This is a genomic window from Pseudomonas sp. CBS (assembly GCF_024734645.1).
In the GTDB taxonomy this organism is placed as follows: domain Bacteria; phylum Pseudomonadota; class Gammaproteobacteria; order Pseudomonadales; family Pseudomonadaceae; genus Aquipseudomonas.
The window spans coordinates 188128-214030 of the sequence record NZ_CP102929.1 but is presented as its reverse complement, the minus strand read 5'-3'; the positions used below and the strand labels follow the sequence as shown (position 1 = coordinate 214030).

25 protein-coding genes and 1 pseudogene are annotated in these 25903 nt (G+C 60.4%); 13 read left to right on the top strand and 13 right to left on the bottom strand.

All coding sequences use genetic code 11. From position 1 onward, the window contains the following. Window positions 1-120 precede the first annotated feature (120 nt). The 3 genes from NVB75_RS00925 (at window position 121) to NVB75_RS00915 (ending at window position 2343) form a co-directional block, all read left to right on the top strand. A complete protein-coding gene (locus tag NVB75_RS00925) occupies window positions 121-648 on the top strand; it encodes a GNAT family N-acetyltransferase (RefSeq protein WP_258345425.1) in 528 nt (175 codons plus the stop codon). A 133-nt stretch (window positions 649-781) separates the two neighbouring features. Continuing rightward, window positions 782-1834, top strand: coding sequence for an alpha/beta fold hydrolase (locus NVB75_RS00920; protein WP_258345423.1), 1053 nt, complete (start codon window positions 782-784; stop codon window positions 1832-1834). Beyond that, window positions 1834-2343, top strand: coding sequence for a cytochrome P460 family protein (locus NVB75_RS00915; protein WP_258345422.1), 510 nt, complete (start codon window positions 1834-1836; stop codon window positions 2341-2343). Before NVB75_RS00920 ends, NVB75_RS00915 begins: the two co-directional genes overlap by 1 nt. Window positions 2344-2573: 230 nt before the next feature. Here the strand turns inward: NVB75_RS00915 and NVB75_RS00910 are convergent, their stop codons facing one another. The 3 genes from NVB75_RS00910 to NVB75_RS00900 form a co-directional block, all read right to left on the bottom strand. Then, window positions 2574-3983, bottom strand: coding sequence for an OprD family porin (locus tag NVB75_RS00910; protein ID WP_258345421.1), 1410 nt, complete (start codon window positions 3981-3983; stop codon window positions 2574-2576). A gap of 204 nt (window positions 3984-4187) precedes the next feature. Further along, entirely contained in the window at window positions 4188-5597 is a 1410-nt protein-coding gene (locus tag NVB75_RS00905; protein ID WP_258345419.1) for an amino acid permease, read from the bottom strand. Window positions 5598-5675: 78 nt separating this feature from the next. Beyond that, entirely contained in the window at window positions 5676-6710 is a 1035-nt protein-coding gene (locus NVB75_RS00900; protein WP_258345418.1) for a histone deacetylase family protein, read from the bottom strand. A gap of 118 nt (window positions 6711-6828) precedes the next feature. Here NVB75_RS00900 and NVB75_RS00895 point away from each other — a divergent pair, with 118 nt between their 5' ends. After that, window positions 6829-7329: an Lrp/AsnC family transcriptional regulator gene (locus NVB75_RS00895; RefSeq protein ID WP_017475545.1), complete on the top strand. Its 501-nt coding sequence runs from the start codon at window positions 6829-6831 to the stop codon at window positions 7327-7329. Between the two features lie 292 nt (window positions 7330-7621). Here the strand turns inward: NVB75_RS00895 and NVB75_RS00890 are convergent, their stop codons facing one another. After that, a complete protein-coding gene (locus NVB75_RS00890) occupies window positions 7622-8659 on the bottom strand; it encodes an alpha/beta fold hydrolase (protein WP_258345411.1) in 1038 nt (345 codons plus the stop codon). A 153-nt stretch (window positions 8660-8812) separates the two neighbouring features. Between NVB75_RS00890 and NVB75_RS00885 the strand changes: the two genes are divergently transcribed. From NVB75_RS00885 to NVB75_RS00875, 3 genes are all read left to right on the top strand, one after another. Further along, window positions 8813-10444: a diguanylate cyclase gene (locus tag NVB75_RS00885; RefSeq protein ID WP_258345410.1), complete on the top strand. Its 1632-nt coding sequence runs from the start codon at window positions 8813-8815 to the stop codon at window positions 10442-10444. A gap of 125 nt (window positions 10445-10569) precedes the next feature. Next, window positions 10570-11151 (top strand): hypothetical protein, encoded by a 582-nt coding sequence (locus NVB75_RS00880; protein ID WP_258345409.1) that lies wholly within the window; start codon window positions 10570-10572, stop codon window positions 11149-11151. A gap of 16 nt (window positions 11152-11167) precedes the next feature. Continuing rightward, window positions 11168-11788: a LysE family translocator gene (locus NVB75_RS00875; RefSeq protein WP_258345408.1), complete on the top strand. Its 621-nt coding sequence runs from the start codon at window positions 11168-11170 to the stop codon at window positions 11786-11788. A 2-nt stretch (window positions 11789-11790) separates the two neighbouring features. On the opposite strand, the gene NVB75_RS00870 is transcribed toward NVB75_RS00875, so the two are convergent. Then, window positions 11791-12495: a CerR family C-terminal domain-containing protein gene (locus NVB75_RS00870; protein WP_258345407.1), complete on the bottom strand. Its 705-nt coding sequence runs from the start codon at window positions 12493-12495 to the stop codon at window positions 11791-11793. Window positions 12496-12594: 99 nt separating this feature from the next. On the opposite strand from NVB75_RS00870, the gene NVB75_RS00865 reads away from it, so the two are divergent. From NVB75_RS00865 to NVB75_RS00855, 3 genes are read left to right on the top strand one after another with little or no spacing between them, the layout of a single operon-like run. Next, window positions 12595-13707, top strand: a complete 1113-nt coding sequence (locus tag NVB75_RS00865; RefSeq protein WP_258345406.1) for an HlyD family secretion protein — start codon at window positions 12595-12597, stop codon at window positions 13705-13707. Beyond that, window positions 13700-15280, top strand: coding sequence for a DHA2 family efflux MFS transporter permease subunit (locus tag NVB75_RS00860; RefSeq protein ID WP_258345405.1), 1581 nt, complete (start codon window positions 13700-13702; stop codon window positions 15278-15280). Before NVB75_RS00865 ends, NVB75_RS00860 begins: the two co-directional genes overlap by 8 nt. Next, complete coding sequence (locus NVB75_RS00855) at window positions 15277-16695, top strand: efflux transporter outer membrane subunit (protein ID WP_258345404.1); 1419 nt, start codon at window positions 15277-15279, stop codon at window positions 16693-16695. Before NVB75_RS00860 ends, NVB75_RS00855 begins: the two co-directional genes overlap by 4 nt. 147 nt (window positions 16696-16842) lie before the next feature. Here NVB75_RS00855 and NVB75_RS00850 read toward each other — a convergent pair whose 3' ends face one another. From NVB75_RS00850 to NVB75_RS00830, 5 genes are all read right to left on the bottom strand, one after another. Next, a complete protein-coding gene (locus tag NVB75_RS00850; RefSeq protein ID WP_258345401.1) occupies window positions 16843-19038 on the bottom strand; it encodes an OsmC domain/YcaO domain-containing protein in 2196 nt (731 codons plus the stop codon). A gap of 101 nt (window positions 19039-19139) precedes the next feature. After that, the gene (locus NVB75_RS00845) at window positions 19140-19946 is read right to left on the bottom strand and encodes an alpha/beta fold hydrolase (protein ID WP_258345400.1); all 807 of its coding nucleotides are present in this window, start codon (window positions 19944-19946) and stop codon (window positions 19140-19142) included. A gap of 155 nt (window positions 19947-20101) precedes the next feature. After that, window positions 20102-20728 (bottom strand): hypothetical protein, encoded by a 627-nt coding sequence (locus tag NVB75_RS00840; RefSeq protein ID WP_258345399.1) that lies wholly within the window; start codon window positions 20726-20728, stop codon window positions 20102-20104. 41 nt (window positions 20729-20769) lie between these two features. Beyond that, window positions 20770-21102 (bottom strand): DUF2388 domain-containing protein, encoded by a 333-nt coding sequence (locus NVB75_RS00835; RefSeq protein ID WP_258345398.1) that lies wholly within the window; start codon window positions 21100-21102, stop codon window positions 20770-20772. 82 nt (window positions 21103-21184) lie between these two features. Beyond that, entirely contained in the window at window positions 21185-22069 is an 885-nt protein-coding gene (locus tag NVB75_RS00830) for a LysR family transcriptional regulator (protein ID WP_258345397.1), read from the bottom strand. A gap of 112 nt (window positions 22070-22181) precedes the next feature. Between NVB75_RS00830 and argC the strand changes: the two genes are divergently transcribed. Further along, a complete protein-coding gene (gene argC / locus NVB75_RS00825) occupies window positions 22182-23114 on the top strand; it encodes an N-acetyl-gamma-glutamyl-phosphate reductase (RefSeq protein WP_258345396.1) in 933 nt (310 codons plus the stop codon). A gap of 39 nt (window positions 23115-23153) precedes the next feature. Here argC and NVB75_RS00820 read toward each other — a convergent pair whose 3' ends face one another. Continuing rightward, complete coding sequence (locus tag NVB75_RS00820) at window positions 23154-23525, bottom strand: hypothetical protein (RefSeq protein WP_258345394.1); 372 nt, start codon at window positions 23523-23525, stop codon at window positions 23154-23156. A gap of 165 nt (window positions 23526-23690) precedes the next feature. Between NVB75_RS00820 and NVB75_RS00815 the strand changes: the two are divergent. Together NVB75_RS00815 and NVB75_RS00810 are read left to right on the top strand one after the other, a co-directional pair. Further along, window positions 23691-23915: pseudogene (locus tag NVB75_RS00815) on the top strand (AAA family ATPase); the annotation flags it as partial. Window positions 23916-23927: 12 nt separating this feature from the next. After that, window positions 23928-24986 (top strand): FAD-binding oxidoreductase, encoded by a 1059-nt coding sequence (locus tag NVB75_RS00810; RefSeq protein ID WP_258345393.1) that lies wholly within the window; start codon window positions 23928-23930, stop codon window positions 24984-24986. 41 nt (window positions 24987-25027) lie between these two features. Here NVB75_RS00810 and NVB75_RS33185 read toward each other — a convergent pair whose 3' ends face one another. Together NVB75_RS33185 and NVB75_RS00800 are read right to left on the bottom strand one after the other, a co-directional pair. Beyond that, window positions 25028-25123 carry a helix-turn-helix domain-containing protein gene (locus NVB75_RS33185; protein WP_275713499.1) on the bottom strand — a complete coding sequence of 32 codons (96 nt, stop codon included), beginning with the start codon at window positions 25121-25123 and terminating at the stop codon, window positions 25028-25030. Window positions 25124-25135: 12 nt separating this feature from the next. Next, a complete protein-coding gene (locus tag NVB75_RS00800; RefSeq protein ID WP_258345392.1) occupies window positions 25136-25591 on the bottom strand; it encodes a recombinase family protein in 456 nt (151 codons plus the stop codon). Between the last annotated feature and the right edge of the window lie 312 nt (window positions 25592-25903).

The following is a 25903-nucleotide window of genomic DNA, read 5'->3' as shown; positions in this document are numbered from 1 at the left end:
AGTGCCATTGTGGCATCCTGCCAGTACCCCTAACAACTGAATCAAGCGTGCTAGAGCGCCGAAAGCAGGATAAATATAGGTGAACACCTTCTCTCTCGCCCCTAGGATCAGAGCCCATCCATGCCTAACCAACCGATAACCACCCAACGATTGATGCTAAGGCCCCCAACGGTCGACGACGCGGCCAGTGTATTCGCCATTTATGGCGATCCCGAGACCAACCGCTACAACCCGGCAGGCCCCCTCACGGACCTGGATCAAGCAAAAGCCGTGCTAAATCGCTGGCTGGAACACTGGGCAGAACATGGCTTTGGCCAATGGGCGATCGTGACCCAAGAGGCGCCGCAACGCGTGATCGGCTTTGGGGGCATCACGCTGTACCACTACAACGAGGTTGAGCGGATCAACCTGGGTTACCGCTTCGCCGTCAGCGCCTGGGGCCAGGGTTATGCAACAGAGCTTGCCAGGGCCGCGTTGCAATTTGGTTTTGTGCAGCTGGATCAGCCAGAGGTCTACGGCGTGGTGCGCCCGGCGCATCAGGCGTCGATCAACGTGCTGGAAAAAATCGGCATGCAACGCATCGATGAGTTGGACGATGTGCCCGGGCAAGCGCCGAGCCTGGTGTACAGGGCGACCCGGCCTCTCTGAACTATGTATCGCAGTGTGTCCAGACCACCCTGCGATACAAAACGTTTAACCCGATGGTTTTCTCGAAACAGGCCGGATACACCACTGCGTTCAACTGTGAGCCAGGCACACAACCCGCCGCTGGAGACTCACCATGCACCCACAGTTGAACACCTCACCCGGTTTCAAGCCGCGCCGCCTGATGGGCGCGTCGCTGCTGGCCCTTACGCTGTTGCAGTTCGGTGCCTTCGGCGTAGCCAATGCACAAGACACACAAGCGCCTGCAGTTGCCAGCGCCAGTGCCCACACCACGCTTGGCCCGTTGAAGCATGTGAAGGCCGGCTTGCTGGACGTGGCCTACGCCGAAGTCGGCCCGGCGGAGGGCCCGGTGGTGATCCTGCTGCATGGCTGGCCCTACGACATTGACAGCTACTCCGAAGTAGCACCGCTGCTGGCCGCCCAGGGCTACCGAGTGTTGGTGCCTTACGCCCGCGGCTATGGCGACACACATTTCCTGTCGGCAAAGACCCTGCGCAATGGCCAGCCGGCCGCACTCGCGGTCGACCTGATCGACTTCATGGATGCACTGAAAATCAAACACGCCGTGCTCGGTGGCTATGACTGGGGCGCACGCACCGCCGACATCGTCGCAGCGCTGTGGCCGGAGCGGGTCAAGGCCCTGGTGTCGGTCAGCGGCTACCTGATCGGTAACCAGGCTGCCGGCAAGAACCCGCTGCCGCCCAAGGCCGAGCTGCAATGGTGGTACCAGTTCTACTTCGCCACCGACCGCGGTGCCGCCGGCTATGCAAAAAACACCCACGACTTCGCCAAGCTGATCTGGCAGATCGCCTCGCCGAAATGGGCGTTTGACGACGCCACCTTCGACCGCAGCGCCAAAGGCCTGGACAACCCCGACCACGTTGCCGTGTCGATCTTCAACTACCGTTGGCGCCTGGGCCTGGTGCAGGGCGAGAAGAAATACGCAGCGCTGGAGCAAAAACTCGCCACCGCCCCGTCCATCGGCGTACCCACCATCACCCTGGAAGGCGACGCCAACGGCGCGCCGCATCCGGCCGCGGAAGACTACGCCAAGCGCTTCACCGGCAAATACGAATACCGCTTGATAAGCGGCGGCATCGGCCACAACCTGCCACAGGAAGCCCCGCAAGCCTTTGCCAAGGCTGTGATTGATGCGGACCATTTGTGATGAAGCGCCTGCATCTTGCTGCACTTGTCGCTGCAACCGCCGCCGTGGTGGCCACCGCTACCGGGTTCGCCTTTGGCGGCTCTACCACCAGTGAGCCGTCACCGATCTACGGCGTGACCATTCCCGACGGCTACCGCCAATGGGAGCTGATCGCACCGGCTCAGGAAGCCGACCCACTGAATGAACTGCGGGTGGTGCTGGGCAACAAGATCGCGCTCAAGGCCTACCGCGACGGCACGCTGCCCTTCCCCGACGGCACCGTGCTGGCGAAGCTGGCGTGGAAACACGTGCAGTCGCCCGAGTTCAAGACCGCGTCGATTCCCGGCGCGGCCACCACCGTGCAGTTCATGGTCAAGGATTCGAAAAAATATGCGGCGACGGGAGGCTGGGGCTTTGGACGGTTCATCAACGGCAAGCCAGCGGACCAGGCGCAGCATGAAACGTGCTTTGCCTGCCATCAGGCGTTGGTGAAGAACCACGATTACGTATTTACCCGGCTGGCGCCTTAGCGCCCACAACAAACGCCGCCGCAACCGGCCCCCCACCGTAGCAGCTGTCGAGCCCAAGCGAGGCTGCGTCGGCGGTGTGTCAGATACACCGCCGACGCAGCCTCGCTTGGGCTCGACAGCTGCTACGGTGGGTGGTGTTTTTCTGGCACTGGCGCTGCCAGCGCATCGCGGGTTGCAAAAAAAGGCCACCCAATGGGCGGCCTTCTTGTAGAGCATTTACCGGCGACTGATCAAAACAGCGCGTAGGTGTAGTTGAAGATCAGGCGGGTTTGATCCTGATCGGCAGTGCCGGTGTTGTGGCCGTGGTAGCTACCGGTACGGAAGGTGGTACCGAAGCCCTTCAGCGGGCCTGCTTGCACGACGTAATCCAGACGGAAATCGGTTTCGCGTTCCGACTGATCGCTGCCGCCGGCAACCTTGGACTTGATGTCGCTGCCGTTGAGGTAGGCAACGGAAGCTTTCAGGCCCGGCACCAGGGTTCTGAAGTCATACAGGTACTGGCCGAAATTGACCTGCTCGCCCGCACGGGAGAACTGACCAACCACCGCGTCGGTGAACAGGTAGAAGTCGGAGCCCGCCGCGCCTTGTGCGGTGGGGTCGGCGATGCTGCCCTGGTTGACCCAGACGAAGCCGCCGTCATCGCTCACGCCAATGTGGCCAAGCATCAACTGGCTGCCACCCAACTGGTAGGTGAAGGCAGCACTGTAGGTTTTGTTGTCGACTTCACCGGCGTGTTTGGCGTAGCCACCGTTGTTGTTGAACGCGTAGCCAGCCGAACCGTTTTTGCCGTCGCTGGTGCTGTCGAAATAGCGCAGGTCGGTTTTGAACGATTGGTCATTACCCAGCGGCAGTACGTGCACCAGGCCGAAATAGTTCTGTTTGTAGAAGTCTTCCAGGTCGGCGTAGTAGTACTGCAACGTCAGGTTTTTAGCGATGACGTTGTCAGAAGAACCAAACGGCTGGTAGTCAACACCGCCAAAACGGAAGCTGTCGCTGTCGCGAGTGGCACCGGCGACGCTCAGGCCAGTGGAGTTACTCGATGCACGGCCTTCAGCCTTGTTCAACTCGCCACCGGTGAAGGTGACGTTAGGAATGTCCTTGGAGGTCAGGATACCGCCGTCGAATGTTTGCGGTGCGGCACGGCTATCGTTGGACACTAGGATCGGCAGGATCGGCGCCAAGCCACCGCCTACGTGCAATTCAGTCTGGGAAATACGGAATTTAACGTTGCCGGCTGCGCGACCGAAACTGTCAGCAGGCTCGGTGCCGTTGTTCTTGACCGGGAAGAAGCTGTTGCCGTTACCCGACAGGCCATTACCGGCTGCGTGGCCGTCACCACCGTCGAGACGCAAGGCGCCGAACGCCATCACGTCGAACCCAACGCCTACGGTACCTTGGGTGTAGCCGGATTTGTAGTCGAAACGCAGTACTTGAGCCGCCTCGCGCAGGTCGTTCGCGGTGCCGGCGTGAACGTCGGCGTTGTAGTACATGGTGCGCGAACTGATCGACGAGTGACTGTCTTCGAGGAAGCCGCTATGACCGTTACCCGTGCCGAGTGAACCAAGCCCAAAGTCATCTGCACAGGCCTGTTGTGCGAGGACAGCCGCGGTGATAGCCAAAGCTAATGTAGAGAGTTTCATTTACTGCGCCCCTGTGAACATTATTTTTTTACTGTCCTTCGAGCGAATACCGTTGCGGCCCTGCAAACGCTGCGGATTGTGGCATGGGGCTGATGGCGCAGAATGTGAAATCTTTGTCATGTAGCGATGAAAAAACCGTCATGAAAAGGCCGTAGAAGACGGCCTTTTTATAGGCTTGAGTGCCAGTGAGTTGTATGACGACCGCTAGAGCGCCGCGCGCTGATCAGGCTGAAGTCGGCTGCGAACATGCGAAAATTGGTAGGCAACTGCCAGCCATACAAACCAGGCAGGCATCACGCACAGTGCCAGCCGCGTGTCTGGGCGCAGCGCCAGCAGGCAAAGTACAAACGCCATGAAACCAAGTGAAACCCAGGCCATCGGTACGCCACCGGGCATTTTGTAGAGGGATTTTGCGTGCAGCTCCGGTCGTTTTTTACGATAGGCAATGTAGGACGCCAGGATGGTCGACCAGGTAAAAATCACCAGGATCGCCGAAACGGTGGAGACGATGGTAAAGGCCGTCATCACCTCCGGGACTATAAAGAGCAACAACAACCCGAGCAGCATCAGGAAGGTGGTAAACGCCAGGCTGATAAACGGCACGCTGTGTTTCGACAGGCGCCGGAAGATTCCCGGAGCATCCCCCAGGTCCGCCAAACCAAACAACATCCGACTGGCGGAAAACACCCCGCTGTTGGCCGACGAGGCCGCCGACGTCAGCACCACAAAATTCACAATCCCGGCGGCGGCCGGAAAGCCGGCCACCAGGAACAACTCGACAAACGGACTCTTGCTGGGCGACACCTGCTGCCAGGACGTCACGGCAATGATGCACGCCAGGGCCAGCACGTAAAACAGGATGATCCGCAGCGGAATCGAGTTGATCGCCTTGGGCAGCGTCTTCTCCGGCGAGCGGGTTTCCGCCGCCGCCGTGCCGATCAACTCAGTGCCGGCAAACGAAAAGATCGCCATCTGGAATCCGGCAAAGAACCCGAACAAGCCATTGGGAAACGCCGCCTGTTTATCCAGCAAATGGTTGAGGGAAGCCGTGACGCCAGTGGGCGAAACAAACGAGCTGGCAATCAGCACCACGCTCACGCTGATCAAGGTCACCACGGCGATGATCTTGATGATCGCGAACCAGAACTCCACCTCACCAAACAGCCGTACCGTCAGCACATTCAGCGCAAACAGAGTCAGCAGCATGGCGATCGCCGGTATCCAGGCCGGCACATCCGGAAACCAGTACTGGAAAAAGCCCCCGACCACCACCGCATCCCCCACCACCGCTACGCTCCAGCTCAGCCAATACGACCAGCCGAGAAAAAACGCGGCACGCGGCCCCAGATAGGCACCGGCAAAGTCGGCGAAGCTCTTGAAGTTCAGGTTGGATAACAGCAGCTCCCCCATGGCGCGCATCACGAAATACACAAACAGCCCGATGATCATGTAGATCAGGATGATCGAGGTGCCGGACAGCGCGATGATCTTGCCCGAGCCCATGAACAGGCCGGTGCCAATCGCACCACCCATGGCCATCAGCTGGATATGTCGGTTATTGAGGGTGCGTTGCAAAGCGGGCTTTTCAATAAGCCCGGGCGCGGTTGTTTTCATCACAAAACCTCTTGTTATGTTTTTGAGTTTTGGCAGAAAAAAAGTCAGGGGGTTTTTATTGTTGGAATGGGGTCGGGATCAGGCTTGCTTGTTCTCGAAACCATGCAGCACGTTGACGGCATTGATGCCGATTTCATCGACCATGTAGCCGCCTTCCATCACAAACAGGGTGGGCACGCCGACGCTGGCGATGATCTCGCCGATACCCAGGAAGTCGCGGCTTTCGAGGAGGAAATGGCTGATGGGATCGTCCTTGAACGTGTCGACGCCGAGGGAGATCACCAACACTTCCGGCGAGAACTTTCGCAGTTGAATGCAGGCGTCGAGCAGCGCATCTCTATAGGTGCTCCAACCGGTGTTTTTCGCCAGCGGGTAGTTGAGGTTGAACCCCTCGCCCGCCCCTGCGCCGCGCTCGGAACCAAAGCCCGAATAGTAGGGATACGACACGGACGGTTCGCCATGCAGCGAGACGAACATCACGTCGCTGCGGTCGTAGAAAATGTTCTGCGTGCCATTGCCGTGGTGGAAATCCACGTCCAGCACCGCAACACGCTTGGCGCCTTGAGTGATCGCCTGCTGCGCTGCGATGGCCGCGTTATTCAGGTAGCAATAACCGCCCATGTATTCCCGCGCTGCATGGTGGCCCGGTGGACGGCACAGGGCGAAGGCACTGTTGTGGCCTTCATCGATCAACGCCAGACCGGTGAGCGCGATATCGGCGCTGGTCTTCACCGCTTCCCAGGTGGTGCTGGTGATGGGCGAACCGGCATCCATCGCGAAGAAGCCGAGTTTGCCATCGATGAATTCCGGCACCTGTTCGTTGGCCAGATCACGCACCGGCCACACCAGCGGCAACGCATCATGGGCACGGCCGATGGCGGTCCATTCAGCCCAGGCGGTTTCCAGGAAAGCCACGTAGCGTTCGCTGTGGGCATTGACGTAACAGGCCCGGTCGAACGTGCGCGGGACGATGATATCCCCCAGGCCCACGTGCTTGACCCGGTCACGCACCGTGTCGGCGCGGCTGGGTTGTTCGAAGGACGGCTTGAGCACGCCATCCTTGAGTTCGGTGCCATGGTGCAAACGATGAGAATCACTAAAAACAGTCAACATGAAAGGCATCCACCCGTGAAAGACAGGTGATTATTTTGTTCTGGCTGTGGTGGGCTTTCTTTGCTTTTATGTGCGCCAATGCTAGCGTAATCGGGCATTTTTACCCCGATGAGCCGCCATGAAGAAAAATAAAACCAAACAGGTCGCACTTGACGACACCGATCTCGCCATCCTCGCGTTGCTGCAGGAAGACGCGAGTATCTCCAACGCCGAACTCAGCGAGCGCCTGTCCCTTAGCCTCACGCCGTGCTGGCGACGGCGTAAGCGGCTGGAAGAAGAAGGCGTGATCAAGGATTACCAGGCCAACCTCGATCGCAAGATGCTGGGCCTGGAAATCATGGCGTTTGTGCACGTGCGGTTTGCGGTGCATTCCGACCATACGCCGGAAGATTTTGAAGCGGTGATCAAGGAACTGCCGCAGGTGCAGGCGTGCCACAAGATCACCGGGGATGCGGATTATCTGCTGCAGGTGTTGGCGGAGGATCTGGATGCGTACAGCGATTTTGTGGAGAGCGTGTTGCGGCGGCAGTTGGGGATTGCGTCGATTCAGTCGAGTTTGGCGTTAAGGGAGGTGAAGGCGACGAGTCGGGTGGCGATTCCGGGGCGGGTGGGAAAGTGATGTAGTGGGAAATCAGTTTTTGTTTTCTATCCCACGATTCGGCTAGCTAGACGGTGGCGAGGGGGCTTGTCCCCCGTTGGGCGGCGTAGCAGTCCTGTTTTGGGGGGCGCTTCGCACCCCAGCGGGAGCAAGCTCCCTCGCCACGGGTTGGTGGTTTTCTGACAGAGCAGTGGCGTTTGGCGGATTGCCGGGGCTGCTGCGCAGCCCAACGGGGGGCAAGCCCCCTCGCCACAGGTTGTTCGGCGACTTCAGAATGTGCAGGGGGATGGTGCTATCCAAGGATATCTGACGGCTAGCGCAGGGACTGCTGCAGGAACTCACTGATCAAGCTGAGTATCTGCTGCTGAATCTGCGGCTTGGGACGGGCGCCCTTGGCATCCAGGCAGATGAAGCCTTCGCCGGGGTCGCTCTGTTCAATCCGCTCCACCGCGCCCGGCTTGCACAGGGGCAGGAAGCTGAAGTGCGTGGCGTCGCTGATTTCCACGTAGCGCGACGTGGCCTGCGGCAAGCGCTTGGCCATGTCGGCCGACTCCAGCGCGGCGGGCAATTCCGGGGACGGTGTGCCTGCTGCAATCACTAACGTGGGGCGGTTCAGCGCCGCGAGACTTTCGTCGCTGAAGCCGCGGGCGAAGCCCAGGTCCAGGGAAACGATGGCCGCCACGCGCGAGTCACTCAGGTCCTCGGCCAGGTGCTGTTTGGCCTGCTCCGTGCGACCCACCTCGATCAGGTCGTACGCCTTGCAAGGGGCGATCTCGGAATGCACCTTGCAGTCCTCGGTAAAGCGCTGGGGATCAAAGCGGGCGCCGCCAACTTCCATCGCGGTCCAGCCGCCGAGCGAGTGCCCCACCACGGCGATCTTGCGCTCGGCCACCGCGCCAAAACGTTTTGGCTGTGCGATCACGGCATCAATCACCCGATGGATATCAAGGGGACGTTTCCAAAGTTCGGAGGCCGCGGGTTGGGTGCGGTCCTTGCTGGTGGTGCCGGGGTGGTTGGGCGAGGCGACGATGTAACCCTGCCCGGCCAACGCGTTGGCGAGCCACGACTGGTTGATCCAGTTGCCAAAGATGCCGTGGGAGATCACCACCAGCGGATGCTCGCCGGCAGCTGGCGCGGCGTCCTTCAAGGCCGGCGCGCCGACAAACACCGGATTGTCAGCGATCAGTTGCGGCGTGCCGGCAGCATGGGTCGGGTACCACACCGCCACCTGCAACGGCCTGCCGTGTTCCGGGTCGGGAATCACTATTTCCTGGAAGCCTATCCGCACGTCACGGGCCTGAGCCAGCCCGGACGCAACCATCAACAACAGAGCAACACACAGCGTTTTCATCCTTGAGTTCCCTAAGTGGCTAAGCGCCATATTCTGGCATGGCCGTGATAGGAAAGCAGGCGTGAAATCAAGGCACCTATAAACCATCAGGCTATGGCAACTATCCGAATGGTATGACTACCATGTCATCACACTCCTTTCAGATAGCCCACAATGATCAAAGCCAGCCTGCGCACTCACCTGACCCTCTGGTTTGCCGGGTTGTCGCTGCTCACCCTGGTGAGCGTAGGGTTCTACGTTGGGCACATCGCCACTGAGCAACTGAAACTCGCCAGTGGTAATGCATTGTTAAGCACCGCCCGCTCTACCGCCGCGCTATTGGCGGTGCAACTGCGTGAACGCCAGCTTGAGGTGTCACTGCTCAGCCGCGCGCCGCTGTTCAGTCGGGGCAACCTGGACGATCCGGATATCCTGACCTCCATGGAGCAACGCACCCAGTCCCGCGCCGAGTACGCATGGATGGGTGTGGCCGACACCGACGGGCGTGTGCGCCAGGCGGTGAACGGGCTACTGGTCAATCAATCCGTAACCGCACGCCCCTGGTTCCAGGCCGGTTTGCAGGGTAACTACACCGGCGATCCCCACGAGGCGGTCCTGCTTGCCAAGCTGCTGCCGGGGTCCAACGGTGAACCTTGGCGCTTCATCGATTTTGCCGCACCGATTCGCAACGCCGGGGGCCAGGTGATCGGCGTACTGGGGGCTCACGCCCATTGGTCGTGGGTGACGCAAATTGTCGAGGCGGCCAAAGGCAGTGCGCCGGATATCGAGGCGCTGATCATCGACAACGACGGCAAGGTGCTCTACCCGGAACACCTGGCCGGCCAGCACCTGCCCCAGGACCGTCTGACCAATGCCACCGGCTGGTCGGTCGATAATGGCTACGTGACCAGCGCCGTGGCGGTGCCCAGCCCGTCGAATTCCAGCCTCACGTGGTACATCGTGATGCGCCAGCCGCTGGAAATCGCCCTGCATCCAGCGCGCGTGCTGCTCTACAAACTGCTGCTGTTGGGCGTGATCGCCGCCGTGGCTTTCGGCTTCGTGGCGTATTACCTCGCGTCGTACCTGAGCCGGCCCATCGAGGAGCTGGCGCGCTCGGCCAAGCAGGTCCAGGACCAACAGCCCGGCGCCTACTTCCCCCAGGACCATTTCGTGCGGGAGATCGCCCAGCTCGGACGCTCCATCAAGGGCATGACTCAATCGCTGCTTGGCAAGGAGCGCGAACTGCAGGACACCAACGCGTCCCTGGAAGCCACCGTCGCCCAACGCACTGCCGCCCTCACCCAGGCCAATGCCGAGCTGTTGAACCTGGCCAGCCATGACGCCCTGACCGGTGTCTACAACCGTCGGCGTTTCGATGAAAAACTGGCGGATTACAGCCTGCTGTTTAAGCGCAGCGGGCGCGCGTTTGCGTTGCTGCTGATTGACGTCGATCATTTCAAGCGAGTCAACGATACCCACGGGCATGCCGTTGGGGATGATGTGCTGCGCCAGATCTCGCAGCTGATTCAGCAAGCCACCCGCGCCACCGACTTCGTCGCCCGTTACGGCGGTGAAGAGTTTGCGGTGCTGTTGCCGGAAATCGAAGTGCCGGACAGCCCGGACGTAGTGGCCGAGAAGATTCGCGCGGCCATCGCCGGGGCGTATTTCGAAACGGCTGGGCAAGTCACGGTGAGCATTGGCGTGGGACTCGCTGAAGCGTCGGACAGCGACACGACAGTGCTGATCAAGCGTGCGGATCAGCAGCTGTATCGGGCCAAGTCGTCGGGGCGTAATCGCGTGGCATGACGGCGTAGTGCGTCATGAGCCTTTCCACAAAGCCACAACGCGTTTGATTAACTATCGACAGCCGCGCGCCCATGACCGTAACCTGCCCCACAAACGATGAACACAACGTATCCAGGGAGGACAGTATGGGCATTTGGGATCGTCTGTTTGGCGGGCGCTTTACCATGCCACCGTCCGAGGAAACCAACGCCAGCCATGCCGCCATCATGCGAGAGATGCGCCCTCCCGAATTCCCGCAGCAGAAGCAGGCGCTCAAAACACTGACCCAAACGCTGCTGGCCCGCGCGCCGGAAGCGGAAAGCGCCAGGCTCGTACGGCGAGTGCTGCGTCAGTACTCCGTCGGGCAAGACGCCGCCACGGCGCTGTCGCTGGGTTTGCTTGAAGACACCCGCGGACAGAAACTCGACTACCTGACGCTGCTGGCCGTCGATTGGCGTGGGTATGACAGCTTTGAATACCTCGCGCCCTACCTGGCAAGCACCAGCGGCGTGCAAGAACCTTACGTCTACGTGCATGACGGCAGGTCCTCAATGGCTGAGGTGCTGGGTCGTTTCGACCAATGGCTGGCTCGGTTCGGCAAGCGTTACGTCCACCTGGACTCGGGAGATGACGATTTCCAGGGCTTTATCATCGATGCTGAACAGGTCGAGGCAACCATCGAGCTGGCGCGTATTGCCGGTATCAACGCCAGTCTTGAGAGTTTCTGATTTCAGGTAAATAACCATGTCCATCACCGATAACCTGCTCGCCTTTACCTTCGCCGCCACGTTGCTGACGCTGACCCCAGGGTTGGACACGGCCCTGGTGCTGCGCACCGCAACGGTCGAAGGCAAGCAACAAGCGTTGCGCGCCACCCTGGGTATCAACGCGGGCTGCTTGCTGTGGGGCGCGGCGGTGGCCTTTGGGCTGGGCGCGTTGATTGCCGTGTCCGAGGTGGCTTTCAACGTCTTGAAGTACTGCGGCGCGGCTTACCTGGCGTGGCTGGGCTTGAACATGCTGTTGCGCCCGCGCAGCTCGCTGGCGCCTATCGAGGCCGATGGAAAACCCGGCGCCAACTGGTTTTTGAAGGGCATGATGGGCAACGTGCTCAACCCCAAGATCGGGATTTTCTACGTGTCTTTCCTGCCGCAGTTCATTCCCCAGGGGCATTCCATGGTGGTGTGGACGTTCGGCCTGGTGAGCATCCATGTGGTGATCAGCCTGATCTGGTCACTGATACTGATTGGCGCCACGCAGCCACTGGCCGGTGTGCTGCGGCGTGAAAAGGTGATCAAGTGGATGGACCGCACCACCGGCATGATCTTTGTGCTGTTCGCGGCCCGGCTGGCGTTCAGCAAGCGCTGAGGTCAGTGCCGGCCCCGGTGCCGCACCAAGCCTTCGAGGGTGAACCGCGCCTGCATCAGCACCACCTCCCGCACCAACTCCATTTCCTTCTGGTTCACTTCAGTCCAGTTCAAGGCGGAGAGCAGCTTGGGTTTCTGCACCCGAAACGCCAGCCCTTGGGTAAACAGCGCCATGGAGTGAATCACCGTGCGCTCGTCGTCAACCGCAAGGCCCGCCAGGCGCGCGATCAGCAGGCGGATCACGTTGGCGATGCGCGCCTTGAAGCGCTCCTCGAAAGCCATGGTCGCGCTTTCGGGGCACAGTCCAGCCTGATGACGATCAAGAAACGCTCGCCACGCAGTGGTCTGGGGACTGTCCTGAATCGTTGAAACCACTGCGCCCAGGATGCCCAATGAGGCCTCGATCAACCCTTGATCATTAGCGCCGTCCTCCGCCAATGCGCTTTCCGCCGCTTCAACAGTGGGCGCCATTTTCCGCCATAACAGCTTGATCAAATGCTCGACGCATTCCAGGTACACGCCTTCCTTGCCATCGAAGTAGTACTGGATCGCAGGCGCATTGACCCCGGCGGCATTCGCGATGTCCCGGGTGGACGCGCCATCGTAGCCGCGCTCGCCAAAGACCACGACGGCCGCCTCGACAATACGTGCACGGGTTTCTTCACCCCGCTGATAACCCCCTTCGGCGGCCGGTTTGTGTCGTGCCATGGGTAACTCCATTTTTTTAACGTAACCAAAATATACCAGTTGACAAATTTTCGCGGAAAAACGAATTTATTCCAACTGATATAAAACTGGAGTGACTTGATGTCCGCTGCACTTCCCTCTTCTCAGGTCATTCCTGATACCACCGTCAACGGCCAACGCGGCAAAGCCCGGCGGATTCTGCTGACGCTCGCCGGCGTGGCGCTGTTGGCCGGGCTGGCGTGGGGCGCCTGGTGGTGGCTCACCGGGCGCTTTATCGAGACCACCGACGACGCCTACCTGCAAGCCGACAGCATCAGCGTCGCCCCCAAAATCAATGGCTACGTCGCCGAGGTGTTGGTGGCGGATAACCAGAACGTGAAGCGCGGCGACGTGCTGGTGCGCCTGGACGCCCGCAAATACCAAGCGGTGAGTGACGAAGCCTCGGCGACGATTGCCGCCCGCGAGGCCGACTTTGCCAAGGCCCAGGCCGACCTGGTGCAGCAGGACTCGACCATCGCCGAAGCGCGCGCCCAACTCCAAGGCGCCCAAGCCGACGCCCAGCACGCCCAAACCGAAGTCGCGCGTTATGCCCCCCTGGCGCGTTCCGGTGCCGAGCCGGAAGAGCGCCTGGCGCAGCTCAATAACCAACTCGCCCAAGCCCGCAGCACCGTCGCCGCCAAGCAGGCCGCGTTGCGCTCCAGCCAAACCCGCTACGGCACCCTCGAAGCCCAGCTCAAGCAAGCCCAGGCACAACTCGGCGTGGCCAAGGCCAGTGAAGCGCAAAGCCAGCTGGATGTGGACGACGCGGTGATCCGCAGCCCCCTCGACGGTCGCGTGGCTGACCGTGGTGTGCGTGTCGGCCAATACGTGCAGCCGGGGACGCGCCTGTTGACGGTGGTGCCGGTCAGCGCGATCTACCTGACCGCCAACTACAAGGAAACCCAGATCGGCGAGATGCGCGCCGGGCAGACCGTCACCGTGCATGTAGACGCACTGCCCGGCCATGCCATCCAGGGCCATATCGACAGCCTCTCCCCTGGCACCGGCGCACAGTTCGCGTTGCTGCCGCCGTCGAACGCCACCGGCAACTTCACCAAGATCGTGCAGCGCGTGCCGGTAAGGATTTCCCTGAATGTACCGGATGACGACGTTCGCCAGGCACTGGTGCCCGGCTTGTCCGCCACCGTAGAGGTCGACACTCGCACCCACACGGCAGACGCCAACCATGGCTGAAGCCATCTTGACCGAGGTGCCCGCGGACAAACCGCGCAACGCCTCGCTGACGGACTGGATCGCGGTCGCCGCCGGCTCGCTGGGGGCGTTGCTGGCGACCCTGGACATCTCGATCACCAACTCGGCGCTCCCGCAAATCCAGGGCCAGATCGGTGCAACCGGCACGGAAGGCACGTGGATCGCCACGGGTTACCTGATGTCGGAGATCGTCATGATCCCCCTCGCCGCCTGGCTGACTCGGGTATTCGGCCTGCGCCGATTCCTGATCGGCACCGCGTTGATGTTCACGTTTTTCTCGATGTTCTGCGGGCTGTCGTCGAGCCTCGGCGCGATGATCGCCGGGCGTATCGGCCAGGGCTTTGCCGGCGGTGCAATGATCCCGACTGCGCAGACCATCGTGCGCACCCGCCTGCCCGCTCACCAGCTGGCAATCGGCACCACAATGTTCGGTATGACGGTGATCCTCGGCCCGCTGTTGGGCCCGGTGATTGGCGGATGGCTCACGGAAAACATCAACTGGCGCTGGTGCTTCTTCATCAACCTGCCCGTCAGCATCACCCTGATCACCCTGCTGATCACCGGCCTGCCCAGTGAACGCATGAACCTTCAACAGTTCATCAAGGCCGACTGGCTGGGCATCATTGGCCTGGCCATGGGCCTGAGTTCGCTCACCGTGGTGCTGGAAGAAGGCCAGCGCGAACACTGGTTCGACTCGCAGTTAATCATCGGGTTAAGCATCACGATGGTGATCGGTTTCTTCCTGATCGCCGTCGGGCAAGTCCGCTCGAGTACGCCGATCCTGCGCCTGCAACTGGTGCTCAACCGCAGCTTTGGCAGCGTGCTGCTGATTGCCACGGCGGTCGGCGCCGGGTTGTATGGCACGGCGTATCTGGTGCCGCAGTTCCTCGGCATCCTGTCGGGTTATAACGCGCAACAGTCGGGTTCGATCATGTTGCTGTCGGGGATTCCGGCGTTTCTGCTGATGCCGATCCTGCCGAGAATGCTTGGCCGCCTCGACCTCAGAATGATGGTCGGCGTGGGTTTGTTGATGTACTGGGCCAGCTGTTTTCTCGACACCCAACTCACCGCCCAGAGCGTCGGCCATGATTTCTACGGGTCGCAGATACTGCGGGGCTTTGGTCAGATCCTGGTGATGATGCCCCTCAGCCAACTGTCCATGCGTTCGGTGGACACCCGCGATGCGGGCGACGCTGCCGGGCTCTACAACATGTCGCGCAACCTCGGCGGCACCTTGGGGCTGGCGCTGCTCGGCGTACTGATGGACCGGCGCAGCCATTTCCATGACGACATACTGCGCGAAGGCATCCAGGCCAACACCCAGTTGACCCAGGACCAGATGGCGAGCAACACCGCCAGCTACCTGGCGCAAAGCGGCGACCCGTCCACCGCCTCGCTGCAAGCCCTCAGCCACTTGGCCAACGACATCGCCCAACAAGCGGCGGTGATGGCCTATAACGATGCGTTCTACGTGCTGGGACTCGCCATGCTGGCGTGCCTTCCCCTGATCTTCATCCTGAAAAAGCGCGCGGCGCAGGCAGGCCAACGAACATGATTTATCGCTCACTTCCCCTGCTCTTCACCGTCGGCCTGCTGGCGGCCTGTACTGTGGGGCCGGACTACCATGGCGCACCGGATGCCGCGCCAAGAACCCTGGCGGCCGGGCGCTTGCCTCACGCAGGCAGCGAGTCGAGTACGCCGGGTGTCGCCCAATGGTGGCAGACCCTCGGCGATCCGCAACTCAATCAACTGGTGGCCCAGGCGTTGCAAAACAGCCCGGACATGGCGACCGCCCAGGCCCGGCTCAAGCAATCGCGGGCCAGCCTGAGTGGCGCCAATGCCAACGCCCTGCCCAAGGTCACCGGCGATGCGGCGATGCTCAAGCTGCGTTCCCCCGACACCTCGGCGCTGGGTGGCAGCAGTGGCGGCGGTCGCGGGCCATTGAGCCTTTACCTCGCCGGCTTTGATGCCAGCTGGGAAGCCGACCTGTTTGGCGGCACCCGGCGTGCCATCGAGGCGGCCCAGGCGGAAAACGACGCTTCTCAGGCGCAACTGGCCGATGCCCAGGTGCAGTTGGCGGCCGAGGTGGTGCAGACCTACGCCGACCTGCGCGACCAACAGGCACGCCTCGCCTTGGTGGACGCCAGTGTCGACATCGAGCAGCAGGCGCTGGACTTGACCCAGCAACGGCGTAGCCGTGGTGTGGCCTCGCAGTTGCAACTGGAGCAGGTACTGACCCAGGCAGAAAACACCCGGGCCCAGCGACTGCCGCTGCAAGCCTCCATTGTCGAGGCCGTGGATCAACTGAACCTGCTCTGCGGCCTGGAACCGGGCGAGCTGGACGCACAGCTCAGCACGCCCCAAGCCCTGCCCGCCATCCCGAGCCAGGTGCCGTTTGCCGACCCGGCGGCCATCCTGAAAGCACGGCCTGACATCCGCGTCGCCGAGCGCCAGCTGGCCTCCAGCAACGCGCAGATCGGTGAGAAAACCGCCGATTGGTTTCCCAAGCTCAGCCTGATGGGTGACTTGTCGTTCTCGGCGGCCGACCCCGGGCACCTGGCGCGCAAGGACAGCGGCACCTGGCTGCTGTTGCCGCGGTTGACCTGGAACGCATTGGATTTCGGCCGGGTAGCGGCCAGTGTCAAAGGCGCAGAAGCCGGGCGCGATGAGGCTCTCGCTCATTACAAAAGTGTGGTGTTGAGTGCGTTGCGTGATGCGGATGTGGCGTTGGCCCGGTATGGCAACCAGCGGCAGAACGTGGTGGTGCTGCGTAATGTGGAGTCTTCGGCGGTACGGGCTGCGGACCTGACGCGCCAGCGTTATAAAGCAGGTACGGCGAGCACGCTGGACTGGCTGGATGCGGAACGTACGCGGTACCAGGCGCAGGAAAGCCGGATTTCCGGGGATGCGGCGTTGCTCAAGGACTTTGCGTCGCTGCACAAGGCGCTGGGGTTGGGATGGACGTTGTAAGAGCTAGAGCAAGCAACCAATAACCTGTGGCGAGGGAGCTTGCTCCCGTTGGACTGCGCAGCAGTCCCATTTTCTGGGGCCGCTTCGCGACCCAGCGGGAGCAAGCTCCCTCGCCACAGGTACAATATCCTCCCTGACAGGCATCCGTCAGCGCGCCGTATTGGCCCGCGCCGCGTGCAGCTTCTTGTAGCTGTCGATCAACCGCAGGTGCCGATCCAAACCTTCCAGCTTCATGCTCGTCGGCGTCAAACCATAGAACCGCACAGTACCGTTCACCGACCCTATCGCCGCATCCATCCGCTCGTTACCAAACATCCGGCGGAAGTTCACTTCGTAATCCGCCAGTTCCAGATCTTCGTCCAGCTCCATCTCCAGCACCGCATTCACGGCCTGGTAGAACAAGCCACGCTCGACCGTGTTGTCGTTGTATTGCTGGAACATTTCCACCAGTTCCTTAGCCTCTTCAAACTGCTGCAAGGCCAGGTAAATCAGCAGCTTCAATTCCAGAATCGTTAGCTGACCCCACGCGGTATTGTCATCGAATTCGATGCCGATCAAGGTGGTGATGTCGGTGTAGTCGTCCAGCTCGCTTTCCACCAGACGCTCAACCAGCCCCTTCAATTCAGCCTCATCGAGACGATGCAGGTTCAAGATGTCTTCGCGGAAAAACAGCGCCTTGTTGGTGTTGTCCCAGATCAGATCGTCGATCGGATAGATCTCCGAATAATCCGGCACCAGGATGCGGCAGGCGGTCGCGCCGATGTGCTCGTACACCGCCATGTAGACTTCCTTGCCCATGCCCTCCAGGATGCCGAACAAGGTGGCGGCCTCTTCGGCGTTGGAGTTTTCACCCTGGCCGGAGAAGTCCCATTCGACGAACTCGTAATCCGACTTGGAGCTGAAGAAGCGCCACGACACCACGCCGCTGGAATCGATGAAGTGCTCGACGAAGTTGTTCGGCTCGGTCACCGCGTGACCTTCAAACGTCGGCTGCGGCAAGTCATTCAGGCCTTCGAAGCTGCGGCCTTGCAGCAGTTCCGTCAGGCTGCGTTCCAGCGCCACTTCCAGGCTCGGGTGGGCGCCGAACGAGGCGAATACACCGCCGGTGCGCGGGTTCATCAACGTCACGCACATCACCGGGAATTCACCGCCCAGGGACGCATCCTTCACCAGTACCGGAAAGCCTTGGGCTTCCAGGCCCTGAATACCGGCGAGGATGCCCGGGAATTTCGCCAGCACTTCCTGCGGCACATCCGGCAGCGCGAATTCGCCTTCGATGATTTCGCGTTTTACCGCGCGCTCGAAGATTTCCGACAGGCACTGCACCTGTGCTTCAGCCAGGGTGTTACCGGCACTCATGCCGTTGCTGAGGTACAGGTTCTCGATCAGGTTGGAGGGGAAATACACCACCTCGCCATCGGACTGGCGCACGAACGGCAGCGAAACAATGCCGCGCTCTTCGTTGCCGGAGTTGGTGTCGTAGAGGTGCGAGCCACGCAGCTCGCCATCGCGGTTGTAGATATGCAGGCAATGGGCGTCGAGAATTTCCGGCGGCAGTTCGTCTTTACGGCCCGGCTTGAACCAGCGCTCGTCCGGGTAATGCACAAACGCCGCGTTGGCGATGTCTTCGCCCCAGAACTGGTCGTTGTAGAAGAAGTTGCAGTTCAGCCGTTCGATAAACTCGCCCAACGCCGACGCCAGCGCGCCTTCCTTGGTCGCGCCCTTGCCGTTGGTAAAGCACATCGGCGAGTGCGCATCGCGGATATGCAGCGACCACACGTTGGGCACGATATTGCGCCACGACGCGATTTCAATCTTCATGCCCAGGCCCGCCAGGATGGCCGACATGTTGGCGATGGTTGTTTCCAGTGGCAGGTCCTTGCCCGCAATGTAGGTGCCCGCATCGGACGCCGCGCTCGGCATCAGCAATGCCTGGGCATCGGCATCCAGGTTTTCCACTTCCTCGATCACAAACTCCGGCCCGGCCTGCACCACTTTTTTCACAGTGCAGCGGTCGATGGAACGCAGGATGCCCTGGCGGTCTTTGTCGGAGATGTCCGCCGGCAACTCGACCTGGATCTTGAAGATCTGGTTGTAGCGGTTTTCCGGATCGACAATGTTGTTCTGGGACAGGCGAATGTTGTCGGTGGGGATGTTGCGGGTTTCGCAGTACAACTTCACAAAGTAAGCCGCACACAACGCCGACGAAGCCAGGAAGTAATCGAACGGACCCGGGGCCGAGCCATCGCCCTTGTAGCGAATAGGCTGGTCGGCCACCACGGTGAAGTCGTCGAACTTGGCTTCAAGTCGAAGGTTGTCGAGAAAATTGACCTTGATTTCCATGCGGGATTACCAGAATAGCGAGCAAAATATGGCCGCCATTATCCGGGTTTCGAGGCGTAAGTCTTGTGCTTTCGGGCTTGCCTGATCGTTGGTGGTTGAGATCAGCTGTGCTGAAAGTCCGCAATCTGCTGCCACATCGCGATCGGGTTGGAGTACATCGGGAAGTGCCCGCACTGGGCAATCGGTGCCAGCCGCACGCCCTGCGCCTGGATATGCGCCAGGTACGACAGGTGTGCATTCTGCTCGCCGTACATGAACAGGCGCGGGCATTTCAGGCCGAGAAACTTGCCCATCAGGTCGGCGTTATCGGACAGCTCGACCATGGACTGGAAAATCCCCCGCACCGCACCGACGCGCACCTTGTGCCTCAGGCTCGCCGAATACAGCGCGCTGGCATAGGCCGGCGCCTGGCGGGTGCGCTCGATAAAAGCGCTGAAAAACGCCTCGGGATCATCTGCCGGGTAGTCGACGATCTGCCGGCTGAGGAAGCAGTCTTCCGGAGCGATATTGCCTTCGATATCGACAAAGCTCAGCACCCTGCCCGGGAACTGGTGCGCCAGCATCAGAGCGGTGAGCCCGCCCATGGAGTGGCCTACCAGATGGAAGCGCTCGATATTGAAGTGGTCAAGCACTTGCTTGGCGGTTTGCAGCAGGAACGGGATTGAGATCTTCGACAGGTCGCCGCACTGGCTTTCACCGCAACCGGGGGCGTCGTAGGCCACAAACGGGTGACCGTCGAATGCGGGTTGCTGGACGATGTCGGCGTAGTCTTCCTTGGTGGAGCCAAAGCCATGCAGGAACACGATTGGCGCCAGGCCGCCCGCGCGGTGGATCGTTGCGATGTTCAACGGCACAGCGTCGACCGTCATGGGGAGCTGTGCATGGGTGAACGGTTCGGGCGCGGGCATATGGCTGACTCCTTGAAAAAAACGACCGCGCTAAGCAGATTGGCGGCCCAAAGCCGCCAATCTCAAGGAGATTCAGACCTGTGTAAATTCCAGAGTCACTAAGGCACTCATAGCCCAATCGTATGATTCAGCCCGTCATGGTCAAGGACAACGCATTACTTCTTAACCGGCGCATCCCAGCACTCCGGGTTACGTGCGCACACGTTGTATTGTCGATCCATCAAGGCCATGCGATTGATATGCGCATCGGTAGCGGCGCGTAGCGCTTGCTCGCTGGTCTTTATGTACTGCGACTGTCTATCGGCCATGCGGGCGTTCCACTGACGCCGCGTCGGCTCATCCAGCGTCGTGGGCGCCGTGGCCATGACTTGCAGCGTGCTGTCATCGACCCGGCTCAATTCGTCACGATACGTCTGCTCGTACTGCACACGAGCGGCGTCATGCTGGTGATTGAGGTCGTACTGCATCGCTTCAAGGTTTTGTTTGTAGAGTGCCCAGTAACCGTCAGGCAGTGCGCCGCCGTCTGCTTTGCGTAGTTTGGCGATGCGCGCATCGTTATCAGAAGGCGCGAGAACCGGCTTTTGCGATGAGATCACCACTGGGTCCTTGACGATGATCTGGTCGATCAGTGCAGTACGGACGCTGGTCTGCGCCAGCGGCTGGCCCAGGGGTTCAAGATCAAAGGGCGCCGCCGGTGCGACAGCAACCTGAGGGTTTGCACAGCCTGAAAGCAACAGCGCTAAGGCGAGATGGGTAAAAACGAGGACGTTACGAAATGGCATAAGCTCTCCATGAGCAGGTCAGGTTCAGGGTTGAAACGTGTTTACTCTATTACCGCCACCGCCTCGGCAAACTGCGCATCGCTGACATCAGCGTTACCGCCAGCACCGCGAAAATCCCGCAACGCCTGCTCGAAATACGCACCCCGGATCTGGCCCTCGGACCCTACAAACGCCAATGCGTCATTCTTGGCTGAAAGAAAGCTGCCGGGACGTGTGGTCAGTTCCGAAGTCAGCAAGGTGAAGGTGGAGAACTTCAGGCATGACCACCCAAGCGGATCGTCGCCAAAGGAGACACCGTCTTTAGCCTGGGCAATGCTGCAACCGAGCAACAGGCCTAATCCCGCCAACCCGATCACTCCTCGAAAAATCTTCACGCGCGCTTCCTTCCTTGAAATGGCTAGTTACATCGGGGCGCAAGGCTACCCGTCCCGCCCGGAACACACAACTTATAGGCGGCTACCCCGCACTCAACCCCCACAACACATCCAGCACATGTTGCGTTGGCCGCTCGATGTCCCCGGCGCGGTGGGCAATCCCCAGTTGGCGCCACAGCAAGGGCTGGATTGGGCGCATCACGATCCGGCTGTCAGGCAAAGGCGTGGACGCCTCATGGGGCAACAACGTAGCGCCATAACCGGCAGCCACCAGGCTTTTGATTGCGTCGTTATAGTTGAGTTGAATACGCGGCGTGGGCTGATGCCCGTCACTGGCGAACCACTCCGAAGTCAGGCGTGAAAGCCGGGTGGTGGTGTCATTCAGAATCAAAGGCTGGGCGGCCAGCCAAGCAGGTGTCACCACCTCCGGGCATTCCCGGCGCGCCGGCAAAAACGCCATGACCGGATCCCGCCGCCAGGGCTCGATGCGCAAACCCTTCACTGGCGCCTGCGGCAGCGCCACCAGGCCAATTTCGAGTGCGCCTTCGGCAAGTTTCTTCAGCGTGTCCTGCGAGGTGAGCACTACAACCTGCACATCGATAGCAGGATGGTGTTGGCTCAAGGTCTCGAGGGCTTGCGGCAGCAACTGTGCGATGGCCCCGGTGGAGGCCCCCAGCCGCACCCGCCCTGCCAGGCCCAGCACCTGGCGCTCCACGTCTTCAAGCGCCTGTTCCGCATCCGCCAACAACCGGCGCGCCCGCTCCACCAGGGTTTCGCCAATCGCCGAAGGCTGAACCCGTCCACGGGTACGCGATAACAGCTTGCCGCCCACTCGCGACTCAAGATCGGCAATGTGCAGGCTGACCGTAGGTGGCGCGAGGTTCAGCATGCGGGCCGCCTCGGCGAACGAACCAAGGTCGGCAATCGCTACGAGTGTGCGCAGGCGGTCCAGGCTGATTTCGCGCATGGGTCAATCCTCATTCAGAAAACCTGAACTTCATCGTTGGGAAATTCAACTTTTCCTATCCTAGCGGCTCGCCGAAGATTGGAACACCTGATTTCCACTGCGAGTGCATCCCATGGCAAACCCTCTTGTATTTATCGACGGCGACCAAGGCACCACCGGGTTGCAGATCCATCAGCGCCTGCGCGACCGCACCGATCTGCAACTGATCACCCTGAGCCCGGAACACCGCAAGGACCCGCAGCAACGCGCCGAGATGATCAACGCCTGCGACATCGCGATTCTCTGCCTGCCCGACGACGCCGCACGCGATGCCGTCGCCAGCATCCAGAATCCGGCCGTGCGGGTGATCGACGCGAGTTCGGCCCACCGTACTCATCCTGACTGGACCTACGGTTTCGCCGAAATCAGCCCGCAACAGGCGCAACGCATTGCCACGGCGCAGCGGGTCAGCAATCCCGGTTGCTACCCCACCGGAGCGATTGGACTGTTGCGCCCCTTGCTTGAGGCCGGATTGCTGCCAAAGGACTATCCGACGACCATTCATGCCGTGTCGGGTTATTCCGGCAAGGGCCGCGCCGGGGTGCAGGAACATGAGGGCGCCGACGCCTCACAAGCGCCCGCCTTCCTGGTGTATGGGCTTGGGCTGGCACACAAGCATGTGCCGGAGATTCAGCTGCAAAGCGGGCTGACGGAAAGGCCGACCTTTGTGCCGGCCTACGGGGCTTTTCGCCAGGGGATCGTATTGACCATCCCCCTGCACCTTCGGTTATTGGCGCCGGGTGTGGATGGCTCGCGGTTGCATGACTGTTTGACTCAGCACTACCGCGATACGAATCACGTCCAGGTGCTGTCGATGCAGGTCGCCAAGGAGCTGACCTACCTTGACCCCCAAGCGCTGAACGGCACGGACGATGTGCGCCTGATCGTGTGTGAAAACCACGAGACGGGCCAGGTCCTGCTGGCGGCGATATTCGACAACCTCGGCAAGGGCGCCGCAGGTGCCGCCGTGCAAAACCTGGATTTGATGATCAGGGCAAAACAATAGCCGGCGCCGATTGTTCCAGGGTCCAGCTGGCGTAATCCGTCACGACTGTGCAACAAGCTCGACGTAGCTGGACTCCCCGCCGCCCTCCGCACCTGACAGCCAACCCCACACGAAGGCCAGAGTGGTATGCCCGGCGTCATCAACGCCTACGGTACCCCGAGACCAGCCGGCAAGAATCTCGCCCTCGCTGGTCAGGCACTGATACAGCAACTCGATGGTATCGGGGCCTGTGGCGCGCCCGACCTGATTGCCCATGCGAATCCGGCCGCCCTGGTAAGTGCCCCAGATGGCATTTCCATCGACGTGATATTCAAACACGGTGCCCGTACCGGACAGCCCGTGAGTATTGCCCGCTACTACAAAGCGGCGATTGTTCAGGCGTTCGCTGATTCGGGAAAAGGCGGTTGGCATATGAAGGCGCTTCCTTGGTCGACAGGGTCCGGTCCCTGGGTGGTCAACCTACCGCATATGGCTTTAACCGGTCATGCAAAACCTGCACAATTGCGGGCTTTTCCGCGACAGGACGTCCCTCATGCAATGCATCATGATTCTCGGCAATGCCGGCAGCGGAAAATCCGCCAGCGCCCGGACATTCCCGCAGGCTGTATCGAGAAACTCGACCGGGCGTTCCTGACATTCCTGAAGTACGTGTGGACGTTTGATCGCAGCTACCGGCCCAGTATCGAGGCGGTGCGCCTGGCAGCAGGTCCGTTGGTGCCCGTGGTGCACTTGCGCGGTGGCCAACAGATCGCCGAGTTTCTCGACGGTTTGCCCGCAGTATCTGAAGGCTGCCTTGAATAGATGGAGCAGGATATGAAAGAGCAAGGAGAAAAGCGCGTCGTGGTCATTGGCGCAGGCATCGTCGGCGCTTCCCTGGCGTATCACCTGGCGGTCAAAGGCGCGAGCGTGACCTTGGTCGAGGCTGCAGAAGTCGCCTCCGGCGTGACGGCCACTTCATTTGCCTGGATCACCACTTCACACCGAGGGCCGGACCCGATCGCCGCCTTGCGTGGCGAGGCCATCAACGACTATCACCGTCTTGAAACCCAACTGCCGGGCCTGAACATTCGTTGGACAGGCGCCCTGTCTTACGGCGCGAACTCAAGGGCGTTGCAGCAGCCTTCGGCGCACCGGTTATCGCGCTCGCAGATTCTCGACCTTGAGCCCAACCTGAAAAACCCTCCTGAACATGCCCTGTATGTCGCCGAAGAAGGCGCCCTGGATGCGGTGCACGCCACCCATACCTTGGTCGGTGGCGCCCAGACGCTAGGGGCGAAGGTACTCACGCAGACCCAGGTTCTCGGCTTCAAAACCGCGAACGGCCGGGTCACGGGCGTCGAAACCGCCAAGGGCATCATCGATGCCGACGTTGTGGTAATGGCCGCCGGGACGGGCATCTCGACGCTGGCAGACATGCTTGGGGCGCCCCTTCCAATACACGCGTCGCCGTCCATTTTCATCCGCTACACCGCGCAATCCAACCTGGTGCAGACACTTATCTCCAGCCCGGAAATGGAAGTCAGGCAAGCGGCCGACGGTACGTTGCTGGCGGCAGAGGATTACCTGGGCGATGCCGTGGAAAACCAGCCGATGGCAATCGCGCTACGCACGGCCAACACCATGCGGCACGAGCTCCATGGCGTTGATTCGATTGAGCCGGAGTTGGCATGTATCGGACTCAGGCCCATTCCCGCAGACAACCTCCCCATCATTGGTTATCTACCCAACGTGGAGGGCGTGTACATCTGTGTGATGCACCCTGGGGTTGCGTTGGCCGCAATAGTGGGACGCCTTGCCAGTGAAGAAATCACTGATGGCAAGACCTCCGCCGCTTTAGGGCCATGCCGTCCTGACAGGTTTTTTCAACGGTAGGCTTGTTGGCAGCCGCTCCCGCGTGCGACCTGAAGAAGCCCCTATCCAGATCTCAAGTACCGATAGAGCGTCTGCCGACTGATTTCAAAATCACGCGCCAACTTGGATTTACTTTCTCCAGCACCGGCCCGGTCAATTAAGTTTACAACCTAATTGTCAGACAGTTTTTTCTTGCGACCTCTATAAGTCCCACGATTCTTTGCGCTGGCAATTCCCGCCGCCTGTCTTTCCCTCATCGCAGCGCGCTCGAACTCTGCAATCAGCTCCATTACCGCAATGATGGACTCCACGACTTCAAGACAGTCATGCCGGAACACCAGGTTTTCGTTCAAACACTCCAGCGTGACCTGCTTTTCAATCAACCGGCGAATGATGGTGCACAACTGGTCCGTGCTGGAGGTAAGCGCTGCCATGCTGTCCACCACCACGGTATCCCCGCACTGCAAGTGGCGGAGTAGCCTTTCCAGGCCAGCAGGATTCGCGGCATTGTCTGCCGGCTCATCGCAAAACACGGCATCAAATACATCATCGCTTGTTATTTTCTCTACGGCGATCTCGGGCTCTTGTAGAGCGCGCCGGAAATATTTGATGCGATGCAATCTCATGGTGCCTCCTTGGCAATACTTGTACAGCGTTATTTTATACTTGTACAAACTGTAACTAAATTATCAATTCCTTACACCGACACTTGTAACATTGAACCCACCCAAAATACACAGTTGCAAAGAGTTGAACTTGCCTTATCATTTTGAAGCATAGAATTCTAACAAGCTTTTCGCAAAAAAGTCGATTTCGTATTTCTTGAATGACCCGTGCAATTCAAGCAAACAATATGAGCAACTACTGTTTTATAGCCTCAACAATTGACTTGACCGACTTGACGCGCTGGTATTTATCGATGCAATCAGAGGATGACT

What these genes read in the sequence shown, in the direction of transcription:
- NVB75_RS00925 (WP_258345425.1), top strand. Translation starts at nt 121, where the DNA reads ATGCCTAACCAACCGATAACCACCCAACGATTGATGCTAAGGCCCCCA.
- NVB75_RS00920 (WP_258345423.1), top strand. Translation starts at nt 782, where the DNA reads ATGCACCCACAGTTGAACACCTCACCCGGTTTCAAGCCGCGCCGCCTG.
- NVB75_RS00915 (WP_258345422.1), top strand. Translation starts at nt 1,834, where the DNA reads ATGAAGCGCCTGCATCTTGCTGCACTTGTCGCTGCAACCGCCGCCGTG.
- NVB75_RS00910 (WP_258345421.1), bottom strand. Translation starts at nt 3,983, where the DNA reads ATGAAACTCTCTACATTAGCTTTGGCTATCACCGCGGCTGTCCTCGCA.
- NVB75_RS00905 (WP_258345419.1), bottom strand. Translation starts at nt 5,597, where the DNA reads ATGAAAACAACCGCGCCCGGGCTTATTGAAAAGCCCGCTTTGCAACGC.
- NVB75_RS00900 (WP_258345418.1), bottom strand. Translation starts at nt 6,710, where the DNA reads ATGTTGACTGTTTTTAGTGATTCTCATCGTTTGCACCATGGCACCGAA.
- NVB75_RS00895 (WP_017475545.1), top strand. Translation starts at nt 6,829, where the DNA reads ATGAAGAAAAATAAAACCAAACAGGTCGCACTTGACGACACCGATCTC.
- NVB75_RS00890 (WP_258345411.1), bottom strand. Translation starts at nt 8,659, where the DNA reads ATGAAAACGCTGTGTGTTGCTCTGTTGTTGATGGTTGCGTCCGGGCTG.
- NVB75_RS00885 (WP_258345410.1), top strand. Translation starts at nt 8,813, where the DNA reads ATGATCAAAGCCAGCCTGCGCACTCACCTGACCCTCTGGTTTGCCGGG.
- NVB75_RS00880 (WP_258345409.1), top strand. Translation starts at nt 10,570, where the DNA reads ATGGGCATTTGGGATCGTCTGTTTGGCGGGCGCTTTACCATGCCACCG.
- NVB75_RS00875 (WP_258345408.1), top strand. Translation starts at nt 11,168, where the DNA reads ATGTCCATCACCGATAACCTGCTCGCCTTTACCTTCGCCGCCACGTTG.
- NVB75_RS00870 (WP_258345407.1), bottom strand. Translation starts at nt 12,495, where the DNA reads ATGGCACGACACAAACCGGCCGCCGAAGGGGGTTATCAGCGGGGTGAA.
- NVB75_RS00865 (WP_258345406.1), top strand. Translation starts at nt 12,595, where the DNA reads ATGTCCGCTGCACTTCCCTCTTCTCAGGTCATTCCTGATACCACCGTC.
- NVB75_RS00860 (WP_258345405.1), top strand. Translation starts at nt 13,700, where the DNA reads ATGGCTGAAGCCATCTTGACCGAGGTGCCCGCGGACAAACCGCGCAAC.
- NVB75_RS00855 (WP_258345404.1), top strand. Translation starts at nt 15,277, where the DNA reads ATGATTTATCGCTCACTTCCCCTGCTCTTCACCGTCGGCCTGCTGGCG.
- NVB75_RS00850 (WP_258345401.1), bottom strand. Translation starts at nt 19,038, where the DNA reads ATGGAAATCAAGGTCAATTTTCTCGACAACCTTCGACTTGAAGCCAAG.
- NVB75_RS00845 (WP_258345400.1), bottom strand. Translation starts at nt 19,946, where the DNA reads ATGCCCGCGCCCGAACCGTTCACCCATGCACAGCTCCCCATGACGGTC.
- NVB75_RS00840 (WP_258345399.1), bottom strand. Translation starts at nt 20,728, where the DNA reads ATGCCATTTCGTAACGTCCTCGTTTTTACCCATCTCGCCTTAGCGCTG.
- NVB75_RS00830 (WP_258345397.1), bottom strand. Translation starts at nt 22,069, where the DNA reads ATGCGCGAAATCAGCCTGGACCGCCTGCGCACACTCGTAGCGATTGCC.
- argC (WP_258345396.1), top strand. Translation starts at nt 22,182, where the DNA reads ATGGCAAACCCTCTTGTATTTATCGACGGCGACCAAGGCACCACCGGG.
- NVB75_RS00820 (WP_258345394.1), bottom strand. Translation starts at nt 23,525, where the DNA reads ATGCCAACCGCCTTTTCCCGAATCAGCGAACGCCTGAACAATCGCCGC.
- NVB75_RS00810 (WP_258345393.1), top strand. Translation starts at nt 23,928, where the DNA reads ATGAAAGAGCAAGGAGAAAAGCGCGTCGTGGTCATTGGCGCAGGCATC.
- NVB75_RS00800 (WP_258345392.1), bottom strand. Translation starts at nt 25,591, where the DNA reads ATGAGATTGCATCGCATCAAATATTTCCGGCGCGCTCTACAAGAGCCC.